The sequence below is a fragment of the Streptomyces sp. NPDC013187 genome (genome assembly GCF_042899705.1).
Lineage (GTDB): Bacteria > Actinomycetota > Actinomycetes > Streptomycetales > Streptomycetaceae > Streptomyces > Streptomyces hawaiiensis_A.
Genome location: NZ_JBIBAF010000004.1, coordinates 420,057 through 445,168, shown reverse-complemented (window position 1 = coordinate 445,168; position 25,112 = coordinate 420,057). Strand labels below are relative to the sequence as shown.

19 protein-coding genes are annotated in these 25,112 nt (G+C 70.9%); 12 read left to right on the top strand and 7 right to left on the bottom strand.

Annotated features, from left to right (window positions below; all coding sequences use genetic code 11):
* Positions 1-11: 11 nt before the first annotated feature.
* On the bottom strand, positions 12-1,883 hold the full coding sequence (locus tag ACFY5B_RS10515; RefSeq protein WP_389967464.1) for an exo-alpha-sialidase: 1,872 nt from the start codon (positions 1,881-1,883) through the stop codon (positions 12-14).
* Between the two features lie 140 nt (positions 1,884-2,023).
* Complete coding sequence (locus ACFY5B_RS10510; RefSeq protein ID WP_389967461.1) at positions 2,024-2,941, bottom strand: zinc-binding alcohol dehydrogenase family protein; 918 nt, start codon at positions 2,939-2,941, stop codon at positions 2,024-2,026.
* Positions 2,942-3,045: 104 nt separating this feature from the next.
* On the opposite strand from ACFY5B_RS10510, the gene ACFY5B_RS10505 reads away from it, so the two are divergent.
* Complete coding sequence (locus tag ACFY5B_RS10505) at positions 3,046-3,483, top strand: MarR family winged helix-turn-helix transcriptional regulator (protein ID WP_389967458.1); 438 nt, start codon at positions 3,046-3,048, stop codon at positions 3,481-3,483.
* A 180-nt stretch (positions 3,484-3,663) separates the two neighbouring features.
* On the opposite strand, the gene fdhD is transcribed toward ACFY5B_RS10505, so the two are convergent.
* From fdhD to ACFY5B_RS10480, 5 genes are read right to left on the bottom strand one after another with little or no spacing between them, the layout of a single operon-like run.
* The gene (fdhD, locus tag ACFY5B_RS10500) at positions 3,664-4,512 is read right to left on the bottom strand and encodes a formate dehydrogenase accessory sulfurtransferase FdhD (protein ID WP_389967455.1); all 849 of its coding nucleotides are present in this window, start codon (positions 4,510-4,512) and stop codon (positions 3,664-3,666) included.
* Between the two features lie 7 nt (positions 4,513-4,519).
* Entirely contained in the window at positions 4,520-5,380 is an 861-nt protein-coding gene (locus tag ACFY5B_RS10495) for a 2Fe-2S iron-sulfur cluster-binding protein (RefSeq protein WP_389967452.1), read from the bottom strand.
* Positions 5,377-7,209 carry an NAD(P)H-dependent oxidoreductase subunit E gene (locus ACFY5B_RS10490; RefSeq protein ID WP_389967449.1) on the bottom strand — a complete coding sequence of 611 codons (1,833 nt, stop codon included), beginning with the start codon at positions 7,207-7,209 and terminating at the stop codon, positions 5,377-5,379. Before ACFY5B_RS10490 ends, ACFY5B_RS10495 begins: the two co-directional genes overlap by 4 nt.
* A 6-nt stretch (positions 7,210-7,215) precedes the next feature.
* Positions 7,216-9,135, bottom strand: a complete 1,920-nt coding sequence (locus ACFY5B_RS10485; RefSeq protein WP_389967446.1) for a molybdopterin oxidoreductase family protein — start codon at positions 9,133-9,135, stop codon at positions 7,216-7,218.
* Positions 9,132-10,103, bottom strand: coding sequence for a 2-dehydropantoate 2-reductase (locus ACFY5B_RS10480; RefSeq protein WP_389967442.1), 972 nt, complete (start codon positions 10,101-10,103; stop codon positions 9,132-9,134). Before ACFY5B_RS10480 ends, ACFY5B_RS10485 begins: the two co-directional genes overlap by 4 nt.
* A gap of 234 nt (positions 10,104-10,337) precedes the next feature.
* Between ACFY5B_RS10480 and ACFY5B_RS10475 the strand changes: the two genes are divergently transcribed.
* The 11 genes from ACFY5B_RS10475 (at position 10,338) to ACFY5B_RS10425 (ending at position 25,110) form a co-directional block, all read left to right on the top strand.
* The gene (locus ACFY5B_RS10475) at positions 10,338-11,672 is read left to right on the top strand and encodes an OFA family MFS transporter (RefSeq protein ID WP_389967439.1); all 1,335 of its coding nucleotides are present in this window, start codon (positions 10,338-10,340) and stop codon (positions 11,670-11,672) included.
* Complete coding sequence (locus ACFY5B_RS10470; RefSeq protein ID WP_167526639.1) at positions 11,641-11,781, top strand: hypothetical protein; 141 nt, start codon at positions 11,641-11,643, stop codon at positions 11,779-11,781. Before ACFY5B_RS10475 ends, ACFY5B_RS10470 begins: the two co-directional genes overlap by 32 nt.
* A gap of 149 nt (positions 11,782-11,930) precedes the next feature.
* Entirely contained in the window at positions 11,931-12,869 is a 939-nt protein-coding gene (locus ACFY5B_RS10465) for a beta-ketoacyl-ACP synthase III (protein ID WP_389967436.1), read from the top strand.
* A gap of 243 nt (positions 12,870-13,112) precedes the next feature.
* Complete coding sequence (locus ACFY5B_RS10460; protein WP_389967433.1) at positions 13,113-13,781, top strand: GntR family transcriptional regulator; 669 nt, start codon at positions 13,113-13,115, stop codon at positions 13,779-13,781.
* 289 nt (positions 13,782-14,070) lie between these two features.
* Positions 14,071-15,252, top strand: coding sequence for an ROK family protein (locus ACFY5B_RS10455; RefSeq protein WP_389967430.1), 1,182 nt, complete (start codon positions 14,071-14,073; stop codon positions 15,250-15,252).
* A gap of 91 nt (positions 15,253-15,343) precedes the next feature.
* On the top strand, positions 15,344-16,861 hold the full coding sequence (locus ACFY5B_RS10450; RefSeq protein ID WP_389967427.1) for a sugar ABC transporter ATP-binding protein: 1,518 nt from the start codon (positions 15,344-15,346) through the stop codon (positions 16,859-16,861).
* The gene (locus ACFY5B_RS10445) at positions 16,858-17,874 is read left to right on the top strand and encodes an ABC transporter permease (protein ID WP_389967424.1); all 1,017 of its coding nucleotides are present in this window, start codon (positions 16,858-16,860) and stop codon (positions 17,872-17,874) included. Before ACFY5B_RS10450 ends, ACFY5B_RS10445 begins: the two co-directional genes overlap by 4 nt.
* Before the next feature lie 50 nt (positions 17,875-17,924).
* Positions 17,925-18,971, top strand: a complete 1,047-nt coding sequence (locus ACFY5B_RS10440; protein ID WP_361872496.1) for a substrate-binding domain-containing protein — start codon at positions 17,925-17,927, stop codon at positions 18,969-18,971.
* Positions 18,972-19,026: 55 nt separating this feature from the next.
* Positions 19,027-20,238 carry a Gfo/Idh/MocA family protein gene (locus tag ACFY5B_RS10435; protein ID WP_389967421.1) on the top strand — a complete coding sequence of 404 codons (1,212 nt, stop codon included), beginning with the start codon at positions 19,027-19,029 and terminating at the stop codon, positions 20,236-20,238.
* A 15-nt stretch (positions 20,239-20,253) separates the two neighbouring features.
* Positions 20,254-21,252 carry a sugar phosphate isomerase/epimerase family protein gene (locus ACFY5B_RS10430; RefSeq protein WP_389967418.1) on the top strand — a complete coding sequence of 333 codons (999 nt, stop codon included), beginning with the start codon at positions 20,254-20,256 and terminating at the stop codon, positions 21,250-21,252.
* 135 nt (positions 21,253-21,387) lie between these two features.
* Positions 21,388-25,110, top strand: coding sequence for a ThuA domain-containing protein (locus ACFY5B_RS10425; protein ID WP_389967415.1), 3,723 nt, complete (start codon positions 21,388-21,390; stop codon positions 25,108-25,110).
* Positions 25,111-25,112: the final 2 nt, after the last annotated feature.

Below are 25,112 nucleotides of genomic sequence, written 5' to 3'. Positions count from 1 at the left end.
GCCCCGTGACGTTAGTTGCTGCCGCTCACCCGGTCCATGGGCAGCCACAGCACCGTGCCCCGGGAAGCCGCGCCCGAGGCGCCGGAGGCCAGCTCCTCGTCGCTCAGGGCCCGGTTCCACACCCGGACGTCGTCGATCGCCCCGGTGAGGAACGCCCGGCTGTCCATGCGCTGGCCGATGTGCACGCCGAACGGCGAGTTGCGGCTGACCGAGCCGGCCACGTCAGCGGTGCCGAGCGGCGTGCCGTCGAGGAACAGCGTCAGCTGCCCGCCGCCACGGCGCAGCGCCAGATGGTGCCAGCGGCCGTCGTTGTGGGCACCGTCGGTCGACACCGAGGCGGACCTGACGGTCGTGGCGCCCGATCGCGTGGTGATCAGCCCTCGGACCCGGTTGCTCGCCGGTTCGCCCCGCAGCCAGATCTGCGGCTGGGTGCTGCCGATGCCACCCATCCACAGGAAGGGCTGCTCGCCGGCCGTGGCCGTGTAGCGGAAGTGCAGCGAGGCCGTGAAGTCCCCTTCCCCGAGCGGGAGCCGGGACCGGTAGGGCAGCCGTACGGCGTCGTCGGTGCCGTCGAACGACAGCGCACCGCCGCGGACACCGGCCGTCCGTGCGGCACCGCCGAGCACCGCCGCGGGCTTGGCGCCCGCCGCCGCGTCACGCGTGGTCGGGTCGGCGCCCCGGCGTGGCTTCAGCCAGTCCTCGCTGAAGCGGGCGAAGCGGATCTCGTCGCGCGCGTCGACCGCGCCGCCCTCGTACAGCAGGCCCACCGCCCCGCCGCCCAGGGCCGCCATGTCGGAGTAGCCGGACCAGTCGGTGGTGACGACCGTGCCCCGGTCCACGCTCTCCCAGGTGCGCCCGCCGTCGTAGGAGGAGCGGACCATCATGGTGCGGCGGCGGTCGGGGTCGGCCGGAGCGGACAGCAGCATCCGGCCGCCGAGGCGCAGGGTCGCGCCCTGGACCTGCGGGGTGTACAGGTCAGGGAGGTCGCGGAAGGGTGTGGCGAAGCTGTCGCCGCCGTCGAGGCTGAGGGTCTGGGAGCGGTGGCCCAGGTCGGTGCCGTCCTGTTCCCGGCCGCTGACGAGCAGGGCGCCGTCGGCGCGTTCGGTGAGTGTCACCTCGGACGGCTTCTGCCGGAACGTGCCGTCCGGCGCTATGGGCCAGGTGTCCGTGGCGCCGACCCGCCAGGTCTCGCCGCCGTCGTCGCTGACGACGAGCGCGGCGTGGTTGGCGGAGACCCGGCTGCCGTTCCACGTCTCGGTGTTGACGCCGAACACGAGCCGCCCGGCGTGCTCGCCGCGGGTCAGCTGGATGCCGTGCACGGGCCCGGTCGCGTACCAGGAGTTCCAGTGCTCGGGCAGGATCTCGTCGCTCAGATCGCGCGGCTTCGACCAGGTGCGGCCGTCGTCGTCGCTGTACTGCAGGTGCGGGGTGCGGTCGCAGGGGACGGTGCAGTTGCCGGCGTCCGTACGGCCGGTGTTGTACGTCTCGGCCAGCAGGATCCGGCCCGTCCTGCGGTCCACGACGGGTGCCGGGTTGCCGTGCGTGTCGCCCGCGCCCTCGGTGACGACCTGGAGCGGCCCCCAGGTGCGGCCGCCGTCGGTGGAGCGCTTGACGACGATGTCGATGTCGGCCGCGTCACCGCAGTTGAGGACACGGCCTTCGGCGAAGGCGAGCAGGGTGCCGCTGGTGGTGCGCACCATCGCCGGGATGCGGAAGCAGGCGTAGCCCGGATCCTGGGACGCCTTGAAGAGCACCTGCTGGTCGAACTCCGGTTGGGCTGTGGTGGGTCGGCTGTGCGCCGCAGCCGTGGACGCGAGGAGCGCTCCGGCGGCGACCGTGGCTGTCAGGGTGGATCTCAGACGTGTGCGAAGACTTGACGGCATGGTGCGACCTGCCCTTCATGCGTCTGTCGGCTGGACCACCGAATCATGGGAACGGACATCCGGTCATTCGGACATTCCACGTCCCATGTGTGGGGCCACAGACGGTACTTGGCTCACAGACCCCCTACAAGGACCGTGCGTCAGGGGATCAGGACGACCTTGCCCAGGTTGGACCGCCCCTCGACCTCCGCGTGCGCCTTGGCCGCGTCCTCCAGGGCGAACTCCCCGTGGACGACGGGCCTGAGCTCTCCGGCCGCGAACAGCCGCCACAGTTCCTCACGCCACTGCTCGTACAACTCCGGCTTGCCCCGGGCGACGCGGGCCATCTGGAACCCGATGACCGACTTGGCACCCACGAGCAGGTCGTAGGCCTGGATGGCGCCGCCGCCCGAGCTGTACGCCACGAGCCGACCCTCGGGGACGAGCGCGTGGAGGGCGCGGGTGAGCAGCTCGCCGCCGACCGCGTCCAGGACGTAGTCCACCGGCGTTCCCCAGCTCGCGTCGCCGTACGAGATGACGTGGTCGGCGCCGAGACCGCGCACGAAGTCGGCCTTGCACGGGTCGGAGACGGCTCCCACCACGCGTCCGGCGCCGCGCGTCCTGGCCAGCTGCACGGCCAGCTGACCGACACCGCTCGCGGCCGCCGTGACCAGGGCCGCCTCGCCCGGCTCGGGGCGGGCGGCCTCCAGGGCGCCGAGGGCGACCAGGCCGCTGCGGACCAGGGCGACCGCGTCGACGGCGCTCGCGTCCCCGGGGACCGGGGAGGCCATGGTCTCGTGCAGCACCGCGAAGTCCGCGTAGCCGTGACCGAAGCAGAGCCCGGTCACCCGGTCGCCGGTGCCGAAGCGGGTGACGCCCTCACCGACGGCCGTGACCTGCCCGGCGATCTCGCCGCCGAGCGGGACCGGTTCGGCCGCCTCGGTGACCTTGCGTACGACCGGGAGCGTGACGCCGACCGCCTCCGCACGCACGAGCAGCTCTCCGGGGCCGGGCACGGGGAGCGGTGCCTCCTCCACGAAGAGGGGGCCGCCTGGGGATTCGTAGCGGACGCGGCGCATCACACCTCCGGGGCCGTCGGTGATCCCGACGAGATCGTTGGAGTTCCCAACGGTATAGGAGGATCATAGGGAGAACCAACGATTCTCTTGGTTAGGCTGCGGCCATGTCGGAAGCTCCCCTCCCCGCGATCCGCTCCCTGCCCAGCTGGCTGCTCGGCCGCGCCGCCGCCCGCGGCCGGGCCCTGGTGGCCGAGGCGCTGGCGGACGAGGACATGCGGATGTGGCACCACGTGGTGCTGTCCGCCGTCCGCGACCTCGCCCCCGTCGCCCAGGCGGACCTGGGCCGCGGGGTCCGGCTGGACCCCAAGGACCTCGTCGGCGTCCTCGACGACCTCCAGTCGGCGGGTCTGGTGGTGCGCGAGCCGGACCCGCGGGACCGCCGCAAGAACGCGGTGTCCCTCACCCCGCGCGGAGCCCGGCTGCTGAAGCGCTGCGAGGAGGCGGCCCGCGCCGCCAACGACGAACTGCTCGCACCGCTGTCGTCGGCCGAGCGGGAGCAGTTCACGGCGATGCTGGCACGGATATCCGGCACGGCCGACTGAGAACCCGGCCGGGGGCTGTCCACGTGCGGGCAGGCCGTGACGAGGTCTCACGGGTGTCAGGGCAAGCCGAGGCGAGTCCTGCGCGGCTGTGCGCGAGGGCGGGCCGAGACGGGGCCCCTGCGGCGCAGGGGGCGCTCCCCGCCGGTCGGGGCCCCGCCGCCGTGTAGCGGAGGAACCTGCTCAGCCCTGGGCGGCCGCGGCCCGCACAGCGATCCGGTCCTCACCCGCGTACACGTTCATGGAGCTGCCCCGCAGGAAGCCCACCAGCGTCAGGCCCGCCTCGGCGGCCAGGTCCACCGCCAGCGAGGACGGCGCCGACACGGCGGCCAGCACGGGTATGCCGGCCATCACGGCCTTCTGCGCCAGCTCGAAGGAGGCCCGGCCCGACACGAGCAGGATCGCCCGCGACAGCGGCAGCTGCCCGTTCTGCAGGGCGCGGCCGACCAGTTTGTCGACCGCGTTGTGCCGGCCCACGTCCTCCCGGACGTCCAGCAGCTCGCCCTCTTCCGAGAACAGGGCCGCCGCGTGCAGGCCCCCGGTCCGGTCGAAGACCCGCTGGGCCGCGCGCAGCCGGTCGGGGAGGCCCGAGAGCAGCTCGGGGGAGATCCTGACCGGCGGAGTGTCGGCGATGGGCCACCGGGCCGTGGTGCGCACCGCGTCCAGCGACGCCTTGCCGCACAGTCCGCAGGAGGACGTGGTGTAGACGTTGCGCTCCAGGGTGATGTCCGGGATCACCACGCCCGGGGCCGTCTGCACGTCGACCACGTTGTAGGTGTTCGACCCCTCGGCCGTGGCTCCGGCGCAGTAGACGATGTTCCGGAGATCCTGCCGCCCGCCGAGCACCCCCTCGCTCACCAGGAAGCCCGCCGCCAGCGCGAAGTCGTCGCCCGGGGTGCGCATGGTGATCGCCAGGGGCTTGCCGTTGAGCCGGATCTCCATGGGCTCCTCGGCGACCAGCGTGTCCGGCCGGCCGGAGACCACCCCGTCCCGGATGCGGATCACCTTGCGTCGTTCCGTGACTCGTCCCATGTCCTGATCAGTCCCGGTTCTGTACGTGCTGGTAGCCGAAGCGGCCCTTGATGCAGAGGTTGCCGTGGGTCACCGGGTTGTCGTGCGGCGAGGTGACCTTGACGATCTCATTGTCCTGCACGTGCAGCGTCAGGTTGCAGCCCACTCCGCAGTACGCGCACACCGTGGTCGTCTCCGTCTGCCGCGACTCGTCCCAGGTACCCGCCGCGCGCATGTCGAACTCGGACTTGAAGGACAGCGCCCCCGTCGGGCACACCTCGATGCAGTTCCCGCAGTACACGCACGCCGAGTCGGTCAGCGGCGCGTCGCGCTCCACGGCGATCCGGGCGTCGAAACCGCGCCCGGCGACCGAGATCGCGAACGAGTTCTGCCACTGGTCGCCGCATGCGTCGACGCACTTGTAGCAGAGGATGCACTTGTCGTAATCACGGACATACAGGTCGTTGTCGACCCTTGGTTCCTCGTTCAGCCGCGCCGCGTCCGGACCGAAGCGGTCCGGCTTCGCCTCGTACTCCTTCAGCCACCCGGCGACCTTGGGAGTCGTCGACAGGTCGACCGAGGAGGCGAGCAGTTCGAGGACGACCTTGCGGCTGTGCCGGGCGCGCTCGGTGTCCGTACGGACCTCCATGCCCGGCTCGGCCTTGCGGGAGCAGGCCGGGACGAGTGTCCTGGCTCCCTCGACCTCGACCACACAGACCCGGCAGGCGTTCTTCGGGCGGAGGGTGTCGCCCTCGCACAGGGTCGGGATGTTCTTCCCGGCCGCCCGGCAGGCGTCCAGGATGGTGGAGCCCTCGGGGACCCGGGCCTCCTCCCCGTCGAGGGTGAACTCCAGCATGCGGCGCGGGATCCCCAGCGGTGTGACGGTCATTCGTACGCCCCCAGACGGTCGATGGCGGACTCCACGGCGTTCCACGCGGTCTGACCCAGACCGCAGATCGAGGCGTCCCGCATGGCGCGGCCGACCTCCCGCAGCAGCGCGATGTCACCGGCGGCCTCGGCGCCCGTGCGCTCCACGATCCGGTGCAGTGCCTCCTCCTGCCGCACCGTCCCGACCCGGCACGGCACGCACTGCCCGCACGACTCGTCGCGAAAGAACTCCGCGATGCGCAGCAGCAGCCGGGGCAGGGGCACACTGTCGTCGAGGGCCATGACGACTCCCGAGCCGAGCGTCGTGCCCGCCTCCCGTGTCCCTTCGAAGGTGAGCGGCACGTCCAGCTCGTCGGCCCGGACGAAACCGCCGGCCGCCCCGCCGAGCAGCACCGCGCGCAGCCCGTCCCGCACCCCGGCCAGCGTGAGCACCTCGCCGAGCGTCGCGCCGAACGGCACCTCGTAGACGCCGGGCCGCTCCACACTCCCGGACACGCAGAACAGCTTCGGCCCCGTGGAGCGGCCGGTGCCGATCGCCGCGTAGGCCGGGGCGCCCATGGTCAGGATCGGCAGGACGTTGACCAGGGTCTCGACGTTGTTCTCGACCGTCGGCTTGCCGAACAGGCCCTTCTCCACCGGGAACGGCGGCTTGGAGCGCGGCTCGCCCCGGTAGCCCTCGATGGAGTTGAACAGGGCCGTCTCCTCACCGCAGATGTAGGCGCCCGCGCCGCGCCGGATCTCGATGTCGAAGGCGTAGCCCTGTCCGAGGACGTCGTCGCCGAGCAGTCCACGGGCACGGGCCTGCGCGATCGCGTGCTCCAGCAGGTGCAGGGCGCGCGGGTACTCGCCCCGCAGGTAGAGGTAGCCCTTGTGGGCGCCGGTCGCGTACCCCGCGATCGTCATCGCCTCGACGAGCGCGTACGGGTCGCCCTCGATGAGCACCCGGTCCTTGAAGGTGCCCGGCTCCGACTCGTCGGCGTTGCAGACGAGGTAGTGCGGACGGTCGGGCTGGGACGCCGTGGCCTGCCACTTGCGGCCGGTGGGGAACGCGGCGCCGCCGCGCCCGACCAGGCCCGAGTCGGTGACCTCGCGGATGACCCCTGCCGGACCCAGCTCGAAGGCCCGGCGCAGGGCGGTGTAGCCGCCGTGGGCGCGGTAGTCGTCGAGGGACGACGGGTCGACCACGCCGACGCGATGCAGCAGCATCAGCCCGTCCTGCCCCGCCTGGGGCACCGCCAGCGCGGCCGGCGCCTCCTCGGGCGCGGAACCGGGCGAGGACGCGGCGAGCACGGCCTCCTCGACGGTCGCCGGCGCCGAGACCGCCGTACGGACGGGATCACCGGCCTTGATCGCGAGCGCCGCCGGGGCCCGTTCGCACAGCCCCAGGCACGGGCTGCGCTCGACGCTCACCCCGCTGCCGGGGCCCAGCCGCGCCTCGATCCCGGCGCACAGCTCCGCCGCCCCGGCCGCCGCGCACGCCAGGTCCGTGCACACGTGCAGCACGGTCGCCGGACGCGGCTTGACCGAGAACATGGCGTAGAAGGTGGCGACCCCGTACGCCTCCGCCGGCGGTACCGTCAGCCGCCGGCACAGGTAGTCGAGGGCGCCCTCGCTGATCCAGCCGATCCGGTCGTTGACGGCGTGCAGCCCCGGCAACAGCAGGTCGCGGCGGTCCCGGGCCTCACGCCCGCCACGCGCCCACCTCAGATCGGCGGCTCGCATCTCGTCGCGTGCGGCGCCCTCCCAGGAGGACTCGGGAGGCCCGAGCAGGGCGTCGACGGCCGCCCGTTCCTCGTCCGTCGGTTTGCTGTCACCGAAGTGCAGGTCCACTTGCGTTCACCCCACGATGGTCGCGATGGGCAGCTTCTCGATCCGGATCGCCGACGCCTTGAACTCCGCCGTCCCCGCGATCGGGCAGTTCGCCTCGATCGTCAGGGCGTTGGTGTCCACCTCGTCCGGGAAGTGCATGGTCATGAAGGCGAGCCCGGGCCGCAGCGCGGTGTCCACCCACACGGGCGCTGTCACCGACCCGCGCCGGGAGGTCACCTGGACGTGCTCGCCGACCACGACCCCGTAGCGCTCGGCGTCCTCCGGGCTCAGCTCGACGAACTCGCCGCGCCTGAGGGGTGAGGCGTAACCGCCGCTCTGTACACCGGTGTTGTACGAGTCGAGCCGCCGCCCGGTGGTGAGCCGGATCGGGTACCGCTCGTCGGTGAGGTCCACGGGCGGGTCGTGCTGCACGATCCCGAACGGGGCGAGCGGACCGCGCCTGGCCGGGTCGGTCTCCCACAACCGCCCGTGCAGATACGTCGGTTCGATCCCGTCCGTGCTCGGGCAGGGCCACTGGATGCCCTGGTGCTCCTCCAGGCGCACGTACGTCATGCCGTAGTGGTCGGGTGAGACGGACCTCAGCTCGTTCCACACGGATTCGGCGTCGGCGTACTTCCAGTCATGCCCGAGGCGGGCCGCGAGGTCGCAGATGATGTCGATGTCCTCGCGGGCCTCGCCGGGCGGGGTGACGGCCTTGCGGACGCGCTGCACCCGCCGTTCGCTGTTGGTGGTCGTGCCGTCGGTCTCCGCCCAGCCGGCGGTGGCCGGCAGGACGACGTCCGCGAGCTCGGCGGTCTTCGTCAGGAAGATGTCCTGCACGACCAGGAAGTCCAGCGCCTTCAGCCGCCGCACGGCCTGCTCGCTGTCGGCCTCGGACTGGGCCGGGTTCTCGCCGATGCAGTAGACGGCCTTGAGGCTGCCGTCCTCCATGGCCTCGAACATCTCCGTGAGGTTCAGGCCGTAGTGCGGCTGGATCACCGTGTCCCAGGCCGACTCGAACTTGAGCCGCGCGTCCGGGTCGAGGATGTCCTGGAACCCGGGGAGCCGGTTGGGGATGGCCCCCATGTCGCCGCCGCCCTGCACGTTGTTCTGCCCGCGCAGGGGCTGCAGGCCCGAGCCGTAGCGGCCGACGTGCCCGGTGAGCAGGGACAGGTTGATCAACGCGCGGACGTTGTCGGTGCCGTTGTGGTGCTCGGTGATGCCGAGGGTCCAGCACAACTGGGCCCGCTCGGCACGGGCGTAGGCGTGCGCCAGTTCGCGGATCGCCGCGGCCGGTACGCCCGTCACCTTCTCGGCCAGCGACAGTGTCCATGGCTCGACCAGCGCCTTGTACTCCTCGAAGCCGGTGGTCGCCCGCGCGATGAACGCCTCGTTCGCGAGCCCCGCGTGGATGATCTCGCGGCCGATCGCGTGCGCCATCGGGATGTCCGTGCCGACGTTGAGCCCCATCCAGCTCTCCGCCCACTCGGCGGTCGAGGTCCGGCGCGGATCGACCGCGTACATCCGGGCGCCGTTCCTGATGCCCTTCAGCACGTGCTGGAAGAAGATCGGATGCGCGAACCGGGCGTTGGAGCCCCACATCACGATGACGTCGGTGTGCTCGATCTCCTCGTACGACGACGTCCCGCCGCCCGACCCGAACGCCGCCGACAGGCCCGCCACGCTGGGGGCGTGGCAGGTGCGGTTGCAGGAGTCGACGTTGTTGGTGCCCATCACGACACGGGCGAACTTCTGCGCCACGTAGTTCATCTCGTTGGTGGCGCGGGCGCAGCTGAACATCCCGAAGGCGTCGCGGTTGCGCCCGAGGCCCGCGGCGGCCCGGTCCAGGGCCTCCTCCCAGGTGGCCCGCCGGAACGGCTCGTCGCGGGAGTCCCGGACGAGCGGGTGCGTCAGACGGGTGTATGTCTTCGGTTGCCGTTTCCTCATGCGGCGCTCCTCAGTGCGAGCAGGTCCGAGATGGCGTGCACGGTGCGCAGGGTGGGCACCTCCACGCCGGTGATCTCCGCCAGTTCGACGACAGCCGCGAGCAGCACGTCGAGTTCGAGCGGCTTGCCGCGCTCCAGGTCCTGGAGCGTGGAGGTGCGGTGGTCGCCGACCCGCTCGGCACCGGCGAGCCGGCGCTCGATGGAGACCCCGACCTCGCAGCCGAGGGCCTCGGCGACCGCCAGCGTCTCGGTCATCATGATCTCGATGACCCTGCGGGTGCCGCCGTGCAGGCACATCTGCCGCATGGTCGCCCGGGCCAGGGCGCTGATCGGGTTGAAGGAGATGTTGCCGAGCAGCTTGACCCAGATGTCACTGCGCAGGTCCGGTTCGACCGGGCACTTCAGACCGCCCGCCTGCATGGCCTCGCTGAACGCGAGACAGCGGGCGGAGCGGCTGCGGTCGGGCTCGCCGATGGAGAACCTCGTGCCCTCCAAGTGGCGTACGACGCCCGGTCCTTCGAGTTCGGTCGCCGCGTAGACGACACAGCCGATGGCCCGTTCGGGCGCGAGCACCGCACTGACCGCGCCGTCCGGGTCGACACTCTCGACACGATGGCCGTCGTACGGGCCGCCGTGCCGGTGGAAGTACCACCAGGGGATGCCGTTCTGGGCCGCGACGACCGAGGTCGTCTTGTGCAGCAACGGTGCGATCAGCGGCCCGCACGCCGCGTACGCGTTGGCCTTCAGGCCCAGGAAGACATGGTCGACCGGACCGACCTCGGCCGGGTCGTCGGTGGCGTGGGGGCGCGCGGTGAAGTCGCCGCGTGGGCTGCGCACCCGGACTCCGTGCTGCCTCATGGCCGCCAGATGCGGTCCACGGGCGATGAGATGCACCTCGGCACCAGCGCGGTGGAGCGCGGCGCCGACGTAGGCGCCGATGGCACCGGCGCCGAGAACTGCGACTTTCACGGGAACACTCCGTTCGGTTTGAGGGATACCGCGGAGGTGGCTGCCGTCCGGCCGCTCACGGGGTGCGTATGGCTCGCGGACGGCTTGTGTCGACGAAATATTGTCTACAGTATGGAGGTTGAGCGGGCAAGGGTGCGCGCACCGACCGTTCAGCGCATGCCGGATACCGTTCACCGCATACGGTCGACGTGCCGCCTTCCCAACTCCCTTGTAAATCCCTACCGTCCGGGGTTCATGAGTCCCCCAGTCGCGCCCCCGGGCTGGAGCCGCTGGCTCGTTCCGCCCGCCGCTCTCTCCGTCCATCTCTCCATCGGCCAGGCCTACGCCTGGAGCGTGTTCAAACCGCCTCTGGAGTCCGCGCTCGGCCTCAGCGGCACCCAGAGCGCGCTGCCCTTCCAGCTGGGCATCGTCATGCTGGGTCTGTCCGCCGCGTTCGGCGGCACGCTCGTGGAGCGCAAGGGCCCGCGCTGGGCGATGACCGTCGCCCTGATCTGCTTCTCCTCCGGCTTCCTGCTCTCCGCGCTGGGCGCGTCCCTGGAGCAGTACTGGCTCATCGTGTTCGGCTACGGCTTCGTCGGCGGCATCGGTCTCGGCATCGGCTACATCTCGCCGGTCTCCACGCTGATCAAGTGGTTCCCGGACCGGCCCGGCATGGCCACCGGCATCGCCATCATGGGCTTCGGCGGCGGCGCGCTCATCGCCTCGCCGTGGTCCGCGCAGATGCTGGAGTCGTTCGGCGGCGACAGCTCCGGCATCGCGCTGGCCTTCCTCGTGCACGGGTTGTCGTACGCCGTGTTCATGCTGCTGGGTGTGCTGCTGGTCCGGGTTCCGCGTCATGCCCCAGGGGCGCGGGGAACGGCGCGGCAGGCTCCCACCGGCCCGCAGGTCTCCGCGAAACAGGCCATCCGCACCCCGCAGTTCTGGTTGCTGTGGATCGTGCTCTGCATGAACGTCACCGCCGGCATCGGCATCCTGGAGAAGGCCGCGCCGATGATCACGGACTTCTTCGCGGACACCTCCACCCCGGTGTCGGTGACGGCCGCCGCCGGCTTCGTCGCGCTGCTGTCCGCGGCGAACATGGCGGGCCGCATCGGCTGGTCGTCGACGTCGGACCTCATCGGCCGCAAGAACATCTACCGCGTCTACCTGGGTGCCGGCGCGCTCATGTACGCGCTCATCGCCCTCTTCGGCGACTCCTCCAAGCCCCTGTTCGTCCTGTGCGCGCTGGTCATCCTCTCCTTCTACGGCGGTGGATTCGCCACGGTTCCCGCGTATCTGAAGGATTTGTTCGGTACGTACCAGGTCGGCGCCATTCACGGGCGGCTGCTCACCGCCTGGTCCACGGCCGGTGTGCTCGGCCCGCTGATCGTGAACTGGATCGCCGACCGCCAGGAGGAGGCGGGCCGGCACGGCGCGTCCCTGTACGGGCTGTCCTTCGTGATCATGATCGGGCTGCTCGTCGTCGGCTTCGTCGCCAACGAACTGGTCCGGCCCGTCGACCCCCGCCACCACGTCCCCGCCCCGAAGGAGGCCGCCCATGTCGAGCGACAGCAGTCAGAGTCCGCCTAGCCCGGACCGGCGGTGGCTGATCGCCCTCGCCTGGGTGTGGGTCGGTGTACCGCTCGCCTATGGGCTGTACGAGCTCGTCCGGAAGGCGACGCAGCTGTTCACCGGGTAGCCGTTCGACAGGTGTCCGGGCATCCGAGGTCCTGACCGAAGCTGACAACCCCGGCGCTCGTTTCCTGTCGCCTTGGTTGCCGTCGTACCCGTGAGTCACTGATCAGACTGGTGGATCCGCTACCCAAGGCAACGAGGGGGATCCACCCAATGAACGGCTCGCGCATCGCCGCCGTCGGCCACTACCAGCCCGCCAAGGTGCTCACCAACGCAGACTTGGCGGGCCTGGTGGACACCAGTGACGAGTGGATCAGGAGCCGGGTGGGCATCCGCACGCGTCACATCGCCGGCCCCGACGAGCCGGTCGACGAACTGGCCTCCCACGCCGCCGCCAAGGCCCTCGCCGCGGCCGGACTGACCCCGGCGGACATCGACCTGGTGCTGGTCGCCACCTCCACCGCCGTCGACCGCTCGCCCAACATGGCCGCCCGGGTCGCGGCACGCCTGGGCGTCCCGCAGGCCGCCACCATGGACCTCAACGTGGTGTGCGCCGGATTCACCCACGCCCTGGCCACCGCCGACCACGCCGTCCGCGCGGGGGGCGCGAGCCGGGCGCTGGTCATCGGGGCCGACAAGATGTCCGAGGTGACCGACTGGAGCGACCGGAGCACGTGCGTACTCGTCGGTGACGGGGCCGGGGCCGCGGTGGTGGAGGCCGCGGGCGAGGCGGCCATCGGGCCGGTGCTGTGGGGCTCGGTGCCCGAGATGGGCCACGCGGTGCGCATCGAGGGCACGCCGCCGCGCTTCGCCCAGGAGGGGCAGAGCGTCTACCGCTGGGCCACCACCCAACTCCCGCCCATCGCACGCCGGGCCTGCGAGCGGGCCGGGCTGGAGCCGGCCGACCTCGCCGGGGTCGTACTGCACCAGGCGAACCTGCGCATCATCGAACCCCTCGCGGAGAAGATCGGCGCCGTCAACGCGGTCGTCGCGCGCGACGTCACGGAGTCCGGCAACACCTCGGCCGCGAGCATCCCGCTGGCCTTCTCGAAGCTGGTCGAGCAGGGGGCGATCACCACGGGCGACCCGGTGCTGCTGTTCGGCTTCGGCGGGAACCTGTCGTACGCCGGGCAGGTCGTGCGCTGCCCGTGAACGGCGGGGCGGTGTGACGCGGTCTTGCCGCCGCGGTGCGACCCGGTCCCGCCGCCGGGGTGTGACGCGGTCCCGCCGCCGCGGTGCGACCCGGTCCCGCCGCCGGGGTGTGACGCGGTCAACTCCTCGAAACCCTGGCTGTTGTGGGCCGTAGACTGTAGACGAAAGACAATCAATACTGACTCTGCGGCGATACCGGCTCGCGCCGCGTTGTGCACGGCCCTGCCGAGGAGGGGGACCGCGATGCTGTCGACAGGCCTGCCCCAGGGGGCGGTACCCAAGCTGGAACGCCCGGGTCCGCTGCGCGACCGTGTCTACGAGGCACTGCTCGAACTCATCACCACCCGTGCGCTGCAGCCCGGCCAGCATCTCGTCGAGAGCGAACTCGCCGGGCACCTCGGCGTCTCCCGGCAGCCGGTGCGCGAGGCGCTGCAGCGGCTCAACACCGAGGGGTGGGTCGATCTGCGGCCCGCCCAGGGCGCGTTCGTGCACGAGCCGACGGAGGAGGAGGCCGACCAGCTCCTCACGGTCCGTACGCTCCTGGAGGCCGAGGCGGCCCGGCTCGCGGCGGCGGGCGCGAACAGCGCGGGCATAGCCGCCCTGGAAGCGCTGTGCGCGGAGGGTGAGAAGGCCGTCGAGGCCGACGACGTGGACGGGGCCGTCGCCATGAACGCCCGCTTCCACGCCAAGATCATGGAGCTCGCCGGCAACGCGGTCCTCGCCGAGCTCGCCGCCCAGGTCGACCGGCGCGTGCGCTGGTACTACACGCCGGTGGCCCGTCGGCGCGGTCACCAGTCCTGGATCGAGCACCGCGAACTCATCGCCGCGGTCGCCGAGCGGGACGAACAGCGCGCCACCGAGCTGATGCGCGCGCACACCGAGCACACCCGGCGCTCGTACCACGCGCGTTAGCGTGGATAGCGCCGCCGTACGCCTGTAGCGCCGCCACTGCGTACGCCGTGCTGCCATGCGTGCGCCGTGCTGTCATGCGTACGCGGCGTTGTCATGCCTGTCCTGCAACGCATGAGGCACCCGTCACCGCTTCTTTGTCCACTGAGTGGAAAAAGTAAGGGGCAATTCCTGCGCGACTTCTTCCCACCCTCGGCAGCCACTGCTACGTTCCCTCCGAAAGCAAGCCACCGAGGTGGCGGAAAACCGGCGCGCACAGGCCGATCGAGGCGGGGAGGGGCTCGTGAGACGCATGACCGCACGACCCGGAAACGCCCACCAGGCCCGACTGCTCAGACTGCTGCGTGACGGCGGCCCCAACTCCCGTGCCCAGCTGGGCGACCAGGTCGATCTCTCGCGGTCCAAGCTGGCCGTCGAGGTGGACCGGCTGCTGGAGACGGGGCTGGTCGTGGCCGACGGACTCGCCGCCTCGCGCGGCGGCCGCCGCTCCCACAACGTCCGGCTCAATCCCGAACTGCGCTTCCTCGGCGTCGACATCGGCGCGACCTCGATCGACGTCGCCGTCACCAACGCCGAACTGGAGATCCTCGGGCACCTCAACCAGCCCATGGACGTGCGCGAGGGCCCCGTCGCGGTCTTCGAGCAGGTCCTCACCATGGCCGCCAAACTGAGGGCCTCCGGACTCGCGGAAGGGTTCGACGGCGCCGGTATCGGCGTCCCGGGCCCGGTCCGCTTCCCCGAGGGCATCCCGGTGGCACCGCCGATCATGCCCGGCTGGGACGGCTTCCCCGTGCGGGAGGCGCTCAGCCAGGAGCTCGGCTGCCCGGTCATGGTCGACAACGACGTGAACCTGATGGCGATGGGGGAGCAGCACGCGGGCGTCGCCCGCACCGTCGCCGACTACCTCTGCGTCAAGATCGGCACCGGCATCGGCTGCGGCATCGTCGTAGGCGGAGAGGTCTACCGCGGTACGACGGGCAGCGCCGGCGACATCGGGCACATCCAGGCCGTCCCCGACGGTCGCCCCTGCGCCTGCGGCAACCGGGGCTGCCTGGAGGCCCACTTCAGCGGGGCGGCCCTGGCCCGCGACGCCGTGGAAGCCGCCCAGCAGGGGCTCTCGGCCGAACTGGCCTCGCGGCTGGAGACGAACGGCGGCCTCACCGCCGCCGACGTCGCCGCCGCGGCCGCCGCCGGTGACGCCACCGCCCTCGATCTGATCCGCGAGGGCGGCAACCGCACCGGCCAGGTCATCGCCGGCCTGGTCAGCTTCTTCAATCCGGGCCTGGTGGTGATCGGCGGCGGGGTGACCGGCCTCGGCCACACCCTGCTCGCCGCGATCCGCACCCAGGTCTACCGCCAGTCGCTGCCGCTGGCGACCGGCAATCTGCCCATCGTCCTGGGCGAATTGGGCCCCACCGCCGGAGTGATCGGCGCGGCCCGGCTCATCAGCGACCACCTGTTCTCTCCCGCGTAAGCGCACTTCAGTACGTCGGCACGACGCTCCCGTACCGAGCCCTGCTCTGCCCTGCCCTGAAACCGGCCCGCACGCCCGCCAAGGGGACCTCATGGCACCAGAACCACCGCTGCTCAGCATGTCCGGCATCACCAAGTCGTTCCCCGGAGTCCGGGCCCTCGACGGCGTCGACCTCGATGTCCAGGCCGGCGAGGTGCACTGCCTGCTCGGCCAGAACGGGGCCGGCAAATCCACCCTCATCAAGGTGCTGGCCGGCGCCCACCAGCCCGACACCGGAACCATCCGCTGGCGCGGCGAGGAGCTCACCCTCCGCTCGCCGATCGCCGCCATGCGCCTCGGCATCGCCACCATCTACCAGGAACTCGACCTGGTGGAGCACCTGTCGGTCGCCGAGAACGTGCACCTGGGGCACGAGCCGACCACCGCCGGATTCGTCGTACGCGGAAGGGCGGCCAAGGCATCGACAGCGGCCCTGCTCCAGCGACTCGGACACGCAGAGGTCGATCCGGGCCGACTCGTAGGTGACCTGTCGGCGGCGCAGCAGCAGATCGTGTCCATGGCGCGGGCGCTCTCCCACGACGTGCGGTTGATCGTGATGGACGAGCCGTCCGCCGCCCTCGACCCGGACGAGGTCGACAACCTCTTCCGCATCGTCGGCGACCTGACCGCTGCCGGAGTCGCCGTCGTCTACATCTCGCACCGCCTGGAGGAGATCCGCCGCATCGGCGACCGGGTGACGGTGCTGAAGGACGGACGGGCCGTCGCGCACGGGCTCCCCGCGAAGTCCACCCCGACTCGCGAGGTCGTCGCCCTGATGACGGGCCGCAACGTCGAGTACGTCTTCCCCGACCGGCCCGTCTCGCCGCCACCCGGCGAACCCGTGCTGACGATCCAAGGACTCTCCAGACAAGGCGAGTTCGAGCCCTTCGACCTGGAGGTCCGCCCGGGCGAGATCGTCGGCCTCGCCGGGCTCGTCGGCTCCGGCCGCTCCGAGATCCTGGAGACCGTCTACGGCGCCCGTAAACCGACCGCCGGTCAGGTCCTCGTCGACGGGCAGGCGTTGCGGCCGGGCAGCGTACGGGCCGCCGTCCGGGCCGGACTCGGACTCGCCCCCGAGGAACGCAAGGCGCAGGCCCTGCTGATGCTGGAGTCCGTCACCCGCAACGTGTCGGTCTCCTCCCTGCCCCGCTTCTCGCACGGCGGCTGGATCGACCGGGGCGCCGAACTGGGTGCCGCCCGGACCGCCACCCGCGAACTGTCGCTCCGGCCGGACAACCCGTCCGTGCCCGTGCGCACCCTGTCCGGCGGCAACCAGCAGAAGGCCGTCCTGGCCCGCTGGCTGCTGCGCGGCTGCAAAGTGCTGCTGCTCGACGAACCCACCCGCGGCGTCGACGTGGGCGCCCGCGCCGAGCTCTACGCGGTCATCCGCAGGCTCGCGGACGAGGGCCTCGCCGTGCTGCTGGTCTCCAGCGAGGTGCCCGAGGTGCTCGGCCTCGCCGACCGCGTCCTGGTGCTGCGCGAGGGCCGTGTCGTCCACACGGCCCCCGCCCGCGAACTCGACGAACACCGCGTACTCGACCTGGTCATGGAAGGAAGCCCGGCGTCATGACGCAGCCTGTCTCCCCGCCGCGGGACAGCACCGCGAAGGTGCCCGAGGCCCGGCCCCCGGCCTGGCGCGGCCTGCCGGCCCGCGCCGACGTCCGCACCCTCTCCCTGCTCGGCGTGCTCGCCGCGCTGATCGTCGTCGGCGGCGTCACCAAGCCCGACGAGTTCCTCGACACCCGCAATCTGCAACTGGTCCTCACCCAGGCCTCCGTGGTCGGCGTCGTCACCGTCGGCATGACCTTCGTCATCGTCTCCGGCGGCATCGACCTGTCGGTCGGCGCGATCGTCGCCCTCGCCTCGGTATGGGCCACCACGGTCGCCACCCAGGAGTACGGCTTCGCCGGCATCCTCTTCACGGCGATCGTCGTCGGAGTCGGCTGCGGCCTGGTCAACGGGGTGCTCATCGCCTACGGCTCGATGGTGCCGTTCATCGCCACCCTCGCCATGCTGGCCTCCGCCCGCGGCCTCGCCCTGCAGATCACCGACGGCAAGACGCAGATCGTCACCGTGCCCTCCGTCCTCGATCTGGGGGAGCGCGACGCCTACGTCCTCGGCATCCCGCCCCTGGTCATGGTGTTCGCCGTCGTCACGGTCATCGGCTGGCTGGTGCTCAACCGCACCACCTTCGGCCGCCGCACGGTCGCGGTCGGCGGCAACCCGGAGGCCGCGCGGCTCGCCGGCATCGACGTCCGCCGCCAGCGCCTCTACCTCTACCTGCTGTCCGGGCTGTGCTGCGGCATCGCGGCCTTCCTGCTGATCGTCCTGTCCGGCTCCGGCCAGAACACCAACGGCAACCTCTACGAACTCGACGCCATCGCCGCCGCGATCATCGGCGGCACCCTGCTCACCGGCGGCCGCGGCACCATCACCGGCTCCGTGCTCGGCGTCCTGATCTTCTTCACGATCACCAACATCTTCGCCCTGAACAACCTGCAGAGCGACGTCCAGCAGATCGCCAAGGGCGCGATCATCGTCGCCGCCGTGCTGGTCCAGCGCCGTACCGCCACCGCGACCTGAGCGCCGTACCGCTCCCGCCCGGCACGACCTGAGGAAAGGGTTCTCCCGCCATGACAGAGATCACGAGCCGCAGAGGGCTGCTCTTCGGGGCCGCCGCCGTCTCCGCCGGTGCCCTCCTCACGGGGTGCACGAGCAACGAGCCGTCCGAGTCCAAGGACGAACCGGCCGGCAACGACCAGCCGGCCGCCGACGACAAGCCCGGCAAACAGGTCACCATCGGCTTCGCCGGCCCGCAGGCGGACCACGGCTGGCTCAACGCCATCAACGACAACGCCAAGAGCCGCGCCGAGAAGTACTCGGACGTCACCCTGGAGATCACCGAGGGCTCCAACGACACCGCCCAGCAGATCGGCCAGATCGAGACACTCATCAACAAGAAGGTCGACGTGCTGGTCGTGCTGCCCGCCGACGGCAAGGCCCTCACCCAGGTCGGCCTGAAGGCCATGCGCGCCGGCATCCCGGTCGTCAACCTCGACCGCATCTTCAACACCCCGCAGGCCTACCGCTGCTGGATCGGCGGCGACAACTACGGCATGGGCCTCAATGCCGGGCACTACATCGGCGAGAAGCTCAAGGGCAAGTCCGGCGCCCGCGTCATCGAACTGGCGGGCCTGGACAACCTGGAGCTCACCAAGCAGCGCACCCAGGGCTTCGACGACGCCCTGAAGAACTACCCCAACATCAAGAAGGTCGCCCGGCAGGCCGCCGAGTTCACCGTCGAGTCCGGCCAGGCCAAGATGGCCCAGCTGCTCCAGGCACAGTCGAAGTTCGACGCGCTGTGGAACCACGACGACGACCAGGGCGTGGGCGCGCTGCGCGCCATCGAGCAGGCCGGGCGCGACGACTTCCTCATGGTCGGCGGCGCCGGCGCGCTCTCCGCGTTCCAGGCCATCAAGCAGGACGACGGCGTGCTCAAGGCGACCGTGCTCTACCCGCCGACCATGGCCGCCTCCGCGATCGACCTCGCCCGCGCTCTCGGCCAGAGCAAGGGCATCGGGGGCCTCGCCGAGTTCGAGATCCCGTCGTCGCTCACCCTCTACTCGGCCGTCGTCGACAAGACCAACGTCGACCGGTACATGTCCACCGGCTTCAAGTGAGCCACCCCGCACCCCCCACGTGCGCCACCCCGACCAGGACGAGGAGGACACCCGTATGGGACAGCCGCAGGAGCAGTCGGAAGGGACCGAGGCAGGCAAACCACCCCTGCGCGTGGGGATGGTGGGCTACGCCTTCATGGGCGCCGCCCACTCCCAGGGCTGGCGCACCGCGGGCCGCGTCTTCGACCTGCCGCTGAACCCCGTGCAGGCGGTGATCTGCGGCCGGGACGCCGCCGCCGTCCGGGCCGCGGCCGACCGGCACGGCTGGGAGTCCACCGAGACCGACTGGCGGGCCCTCGTCGAACGGGACGACGTCGACCTGGTCGACATCTGCACCCCCGGCGACAGCCACGCCGAGATCGCCCTGGCCGCCCTGGCCGCCGGCAAGCACGTCCTGTGCGAGAAGCCCCTCGCCAACACCGTCGAGGAAGCCACCTCGATGGCGGTGGCGGCCGAGGAGGCCCACGCACGCGGCCAAGTGGCGATGGTCGGCTTCAACTACCGCCGGGTGCCCGCCACCGCCCAGGCCCGCCGCATGGTCGCCGACGGCCGCCTGGGCAGACTGCGGCACGTGCGCGTGACGTACCTCCAGGACTGGCTGGTCGACCCCGCGTTCCCGCTGACCTGGCGGCTGCGCAGGGAGCAGGCCGGCTCGGGCTCACTCGGCGACCTGGGCGCGCACATCATCGACCTCGCCCAGTACCTGACGGGGGAGCGGCTGGCCGGAGTCTCCGCGCTCACCGAGACCTTCGTCAGGGAACGGCCCGTGCCCACCGGGGCGTCGAGCGGGCTCTCCGCCGTCACCTCCGCCGGGACCGGGCAGGTCACCGTGGACGACGCCGCCCTGTTCACGGCCCGCTTCCCCTCCGGCGCCCTGGCCTCCTTCGAGGCCACCCGCTACGCCACCGGCCGCAAGAACGCCCTGCGCATCGAACTCAACGGGGAGCGCGGCTCGCTCGCCTTCGACCTGGAGCGGCTCAACGAGCTGTCCTTCCACGACGCCACCGAGCCCGGCGCGGAGGCCGGTTTCCGCCGGATCCTCGTCACCGAACCCGACCACCCCTACCTGGACGCCTGGTGGCCGCCCGGCCACGGCCTCGGCTACGAGCACACCTTCGTCCACCAGGCCCGCGACCTCGTCCACACCATCGCCGAAGGCCGCCGCCCCTCACCCTCCTTCGCCGACGGGCTGCAGGTGCAGCGCGTGCTCGCGGCGGTCGAGGAGAGCGCCGAGAAGAACTCCGTCTACACGCCGATCGCGGTCTGAGGAGGGCCTGTTCCGATGCCTCGCACCTTCACGCTCTTCACCGGCCAGTGGGCGGACCTGCCCCTGGAGGAGGTCTGCCGCCTGGCCCGCGACTTCGGCTACGACGGTCTCGAGCTCGCCTGCTGGGGAGACCACTTCGAAGTCGACAAGGCGCTCAGCGACCCGTCGTACCTGGACGGCCGCCGGGCCCTGCTCGACAAGTACGGCCTGAAGTGCTGGGCCATCTCCAACCACCTCGTCGGCCAGGCCGTCTGCGACGCCATCATCGACGAACGCCACCAGGCCATCGTGCCGGGGCAGGTGTGGGGCGACGGAGACCCGGAAGGAGTCCGGCAGCGGGCCGCGGACCGCATGAAGGACACCGCCCGGGCCGCGGCGGCCTTCGGCGTGAACACCGTCATCGGCTTCACCGGATCCGCCATCTGGCACCTGGTCGCCATGTTCCCGCCCGCGCCCGAGGCGATGATCGAACGCGGCTACCAGGACTTCGCCGACCGCTGGCACCCGATCCTGGACGTCTTCGACGCCGAGGGCGTGCGGTTCGCACACGAGGTCCACCCCAGTGAGATCGCCTACGACTACTGGACGACCCAGCGGGCCCTGGAAGCCGTCGGCCGGCGCCCCGCCTTCGGCCTCAACTTCGACCCCAGCCACTTCGTGTGGCAGGACCTCGACCCGGTCGGCTTCCTGTGGGACTTCCGCGACCGGATCTACCACGTCGACTGCAAGGAGGCCCGCAAGCGCCTCGACGGACGCAACGGCCGCCTCGGCTCCCACCTGCCCTGGGGCGACCCGCGGCGCGGCTGGGACTTCGTCTCCGCCGGGCACGGCGACGTCCCCTGGGAGGACGTGTTCCGGATGCTGCGCTCCATCGACTACGCCGGCCCCATCTCGGTCGAGTGGGAGGACGCCGGCATGGACCGGCTCCAGGGCGCCCCCGAGGCACTGACGCGCCTCAAGGCCTTCGACTTCGAACCGCCCAGCGCGTCCTTCGACGCCGCGTTCAACAGCTGAACCACGGGTTCGGCACGCAGACCTGTCTTGACGTGCTCAAGGCACCCAAGCCTCCGGGGTGACGGCGCACCCCGGCGCCCGCACCGCACGCTTCGCACCCACCCGTACGGCCCACCCCGTTCCCGGAGGGACTTCGTGCACAGAACCAGACCCAGCAGCACCCGCATCCCCAGGCGGCCCGGACTGCGCACCACCGTCGCCCTGTTCACCGGCCTGCTCCTCGCCGTGGGCACCCCGGCCACCGTCGCCGGCGCCCACCCCGGGCACCCGGAACACGACGAACCGGCAGCCGCGGAGGGCCAGTTCCAGCAGGTGCCGCTCGCCAAGGGCGAACCCGAGACGGGCGAACCCATGTCGCTCGCCGTGCTCCCCGACCGCAGCGTCCTGCACACCTCGCGCGACGGCACGCTGCGCCTCACCGACCAGGGCGGCGTCACCAGGATCGCCGGCAAACTCGACGTCTACAGCCACGACGAGGAAGGCCTCCAGGGCGTCGGGATCGACCCGGACTTCAAGAACAACCGGGCGATCTACCTCTACTACGCCCCGCCGCTCGACACCCCCGCGGGCGACGCCCCGGAGACCGGCAGCGCCGACGACTTCAAGAAGTTCGACGGCGTCAACCGCCTCTCCCGCTTCGTCCTCAACCCCAACGGCACGCTGAACCTCTCCAGCGAGAAGAAGGTCCTGGACGTCGCGGCCTCCCGTGGCACCTGCTGTCACGTCGGCGGTGACATCGACTTCGACGCGGACGGCAACCTCTACCTGTCGACCGGCGACGACACCAACCCGTTCGCCTCCGACGGATACACCCCGATCGACGACCGGCCGAACCGCAACCCGGCCTTCGACGCCCGCCGCAGCTCCGGCAACACCAACGACCTGCGCGGCAAGATCCTGCGCATCAAGGTCGCCGAGGACGGCTCCTACACCGTCCCGGAGGGCAACCTCTTCGCCCCGGGCACCGAGAAGACCCGCCCCGAGATCTACGCGATGGGCTTCCGCAACCCGTTCCGCATGAGCGTCGACGACAAGACCGGCACCGTCTACGTCGGCGACTACGGACCCGACGCCGGCGCCGCCGACCCCAAGCGCGGCCCGGGCGGGCAGGTCGAGTTCGCCAAGGTGACCAAGGCCGCCAACTTCGGCTGGCCCTTCTGCACCGGCGACAACGACCCCTACGCCGACTACGACTTCGCCACCAAGGAGTCCGGCGAGACGTTCGACTGCAACGCCCCGAAGAACACCTCGCCGTACAACACCGGCCTCACCGACCTGCCGCCCGCACAGGCCGCCTGGATCCCGTACGACGGCGGCTCCGTGCCCGAGTTCGGCAGCGGCTCCGAGTCCCCGATGGCGGGCCCGGTCTACCGCTACGACCCCGAGCTGAACTCCGGTGTGAAGTTCCCCGAGGCCTACGACGGGGACTTCTTCGCCGGTGAGTTCGGCCGCCGCTGGATCAAGCGGATCGAGCAGAACACGGACGGTACCGTCGCGAAGATCAACGACTTTCCGTGGACCGGCACCCAGATCATGGACATGGAGTTCGGCCCCGACGGCGCGCTCTACGTCCTCGACTACGGCCTCTCCTGGTTCCAGGGCGACAAGGATTCCGCGCTGTACCGGATCGAGAACGCCGAGGACGGCTTCTCCCCGATCGCCGAGGTGAGCGCCGACAAGACGTCCGGCGCGGCCGGCCTTAAGGTCAAGTTCACCGCCTCCGCCAAGGACGCCGACTCACCGAACCTCACCTACAGCTGGGACTTCGGCGACGGCACCAAGGGCGAGGGCCTCAACCCCACCCACAAGTACAAGAAGGTCGGCACCTACAGCGCCACCTTCACCGCCAAGGACCCCGAGGGCAACACCGGCAACGCCAGCGTCCGGATCGTGGTCGGCAACACCGAGCCGAAGGTGACGATCGAGACACCGGGCAACGGCAGCATGGCCGCCTTCGGCAAGCCCGTCCCGTTCAAGGTGAAGGTCACCGACCCCGAGGAGACCGTCGACTGCTCCGAGGTCAAGGTCACCTACAGCCTCGGCCACGACTCCCACGCCCACGAACTGACCAGCGAGATGGGCTGTGAGGGCACCCTGACACCGCCCCCCGGCGACGGTGGCCACGACCCCAACGCCAACATCTACGGTGTCGTCGGCGCCAGTTACACCGACGGCGGGGCGAACGGCCAGGAGTCCCTGACCGGCACCGCCCGCACCGTGCTCCAGCCGCTGCACCGCCAGGGCGAGCACTTCACCACCCAGTCGGGCGTGTCGGTGATCACCAAGACCGGCGCCAACGGCGGCAAGACCGTCGGCGACATCAACGACAGCGACTGGATCTCCTTCAGCCCCTACCGGTTCGACGGGCAGAAGAAGATGACCGTGAGGGCCTCCTCCGGCGGCGCGGGCGGCTTCGTCGAACTGCGCACCGGCTCGCCCGACGGACCGCTGCACGGCTCGGCCTACATCCCGCCGACCGGCGGCTGGGAGACGTTCCAGAACGTCGACGTGCCCCTGCGGTCGCTGCCGAAGAAGACCACGGACATCTATCTGGTCTTCAAGGGCGGCGAGGGCGCGCTGTTCGACGTGGACGACTTCGAGTTCTCCAAGGAACCCTTCAAGGGCGGCAAGAAAGTCCTCGTCTTCTCCAAGACCGCCGGCTTCCGGCACGACTCCATCCCGGCCGGCATCGCCGCGCTGAAGGAACTCGGCGGCCCGGCCGGCATCACGGTCGACGCGACCGAGGAGGCCAGGCAGTTCACCACCACCAACCTCGCCAAGTACGACGCGGTGGCCTTCCTGTCCACCACGGGTGATGTCCTCAACGCCGAGCAGCAGAAGGCGTTCGAGGACTACGTGGCGGGCGGTGGAGGATACATGGGCATCCACGCGGCTGCCGACACCGAGTACGACTGGGAGTTCTACGGCGGCCTCGTCGGCGCCTATTTCGACTCGCACCCGGCCATCCAGAAGGCCACCGTCCGCGTGGAGGACCACGACCACCCGTCGACCGCGCACCTGGACGACGCCTGGGAGCGTACCGACGAGTGGTACAACTACCGCACCAACCCGCGGGAGAAGGCCAAGATCCTCGCCACCCTGGACGAGACCACCTACCAGGGCGGCACCATGAAGGGTGACCACCCGATCGCCTGGTGCCAGAGCTACGGCGGCGGCCGGTCCTTCTACACCGGCGGCGGCCACACCAAGGAGTCCTACGCCGACGCCGCCTTCCGCGCCCACCTGCTCGGCGGCCTGCGGTACGCCACCGGTCAGGTGAAGGCGGACTGCAAGCCGGGCAAGGACCACCGGAAGATCTTCAACGGCCAGACCCTGGACGGCTGGAAGCAGGCCGGACCCGGCAAGTTCGTCGTCAAGGACGGCGTCATGGAGTCCGAGGGCGGCATGGGCCTGCTCTGGTACCAGGCCAAGGAGCTGAAGTCGTACTCGCTCAAGCTCGACTGGAAGATGCGGGGCGACGACAACTCCGGGATCTTCGTGGGCTTCCCCGCCTCCGACGACCCCTGGTCCGCGGTGAACAAGGGCTACGAGATCCAGATCGACGCCAGCGACGCGGCCGACCGCACCACGGGCTCCGTCTACTCCTTCAAGTCGGCGAACATCAAGGCCCGTGACCAGGTCCTGCGGCCGCCAGGGCAGTGGAACTCCTACGAGATCAAGGTCCAGGGCGAACGCCTCCAGGTGTTCCTCAACGGAGTCAAGATCAACGACTTCACCAACAAGGACCCCGAGCGGAGCCTGACCGACGGCTACATCGGCCTGCAGAACCACGGCGCCGACGACCAGGTCTCCTTCCGCAACATCCAGCTCAAGGAACTGCCCGTCCAGGGCCAGTGAAC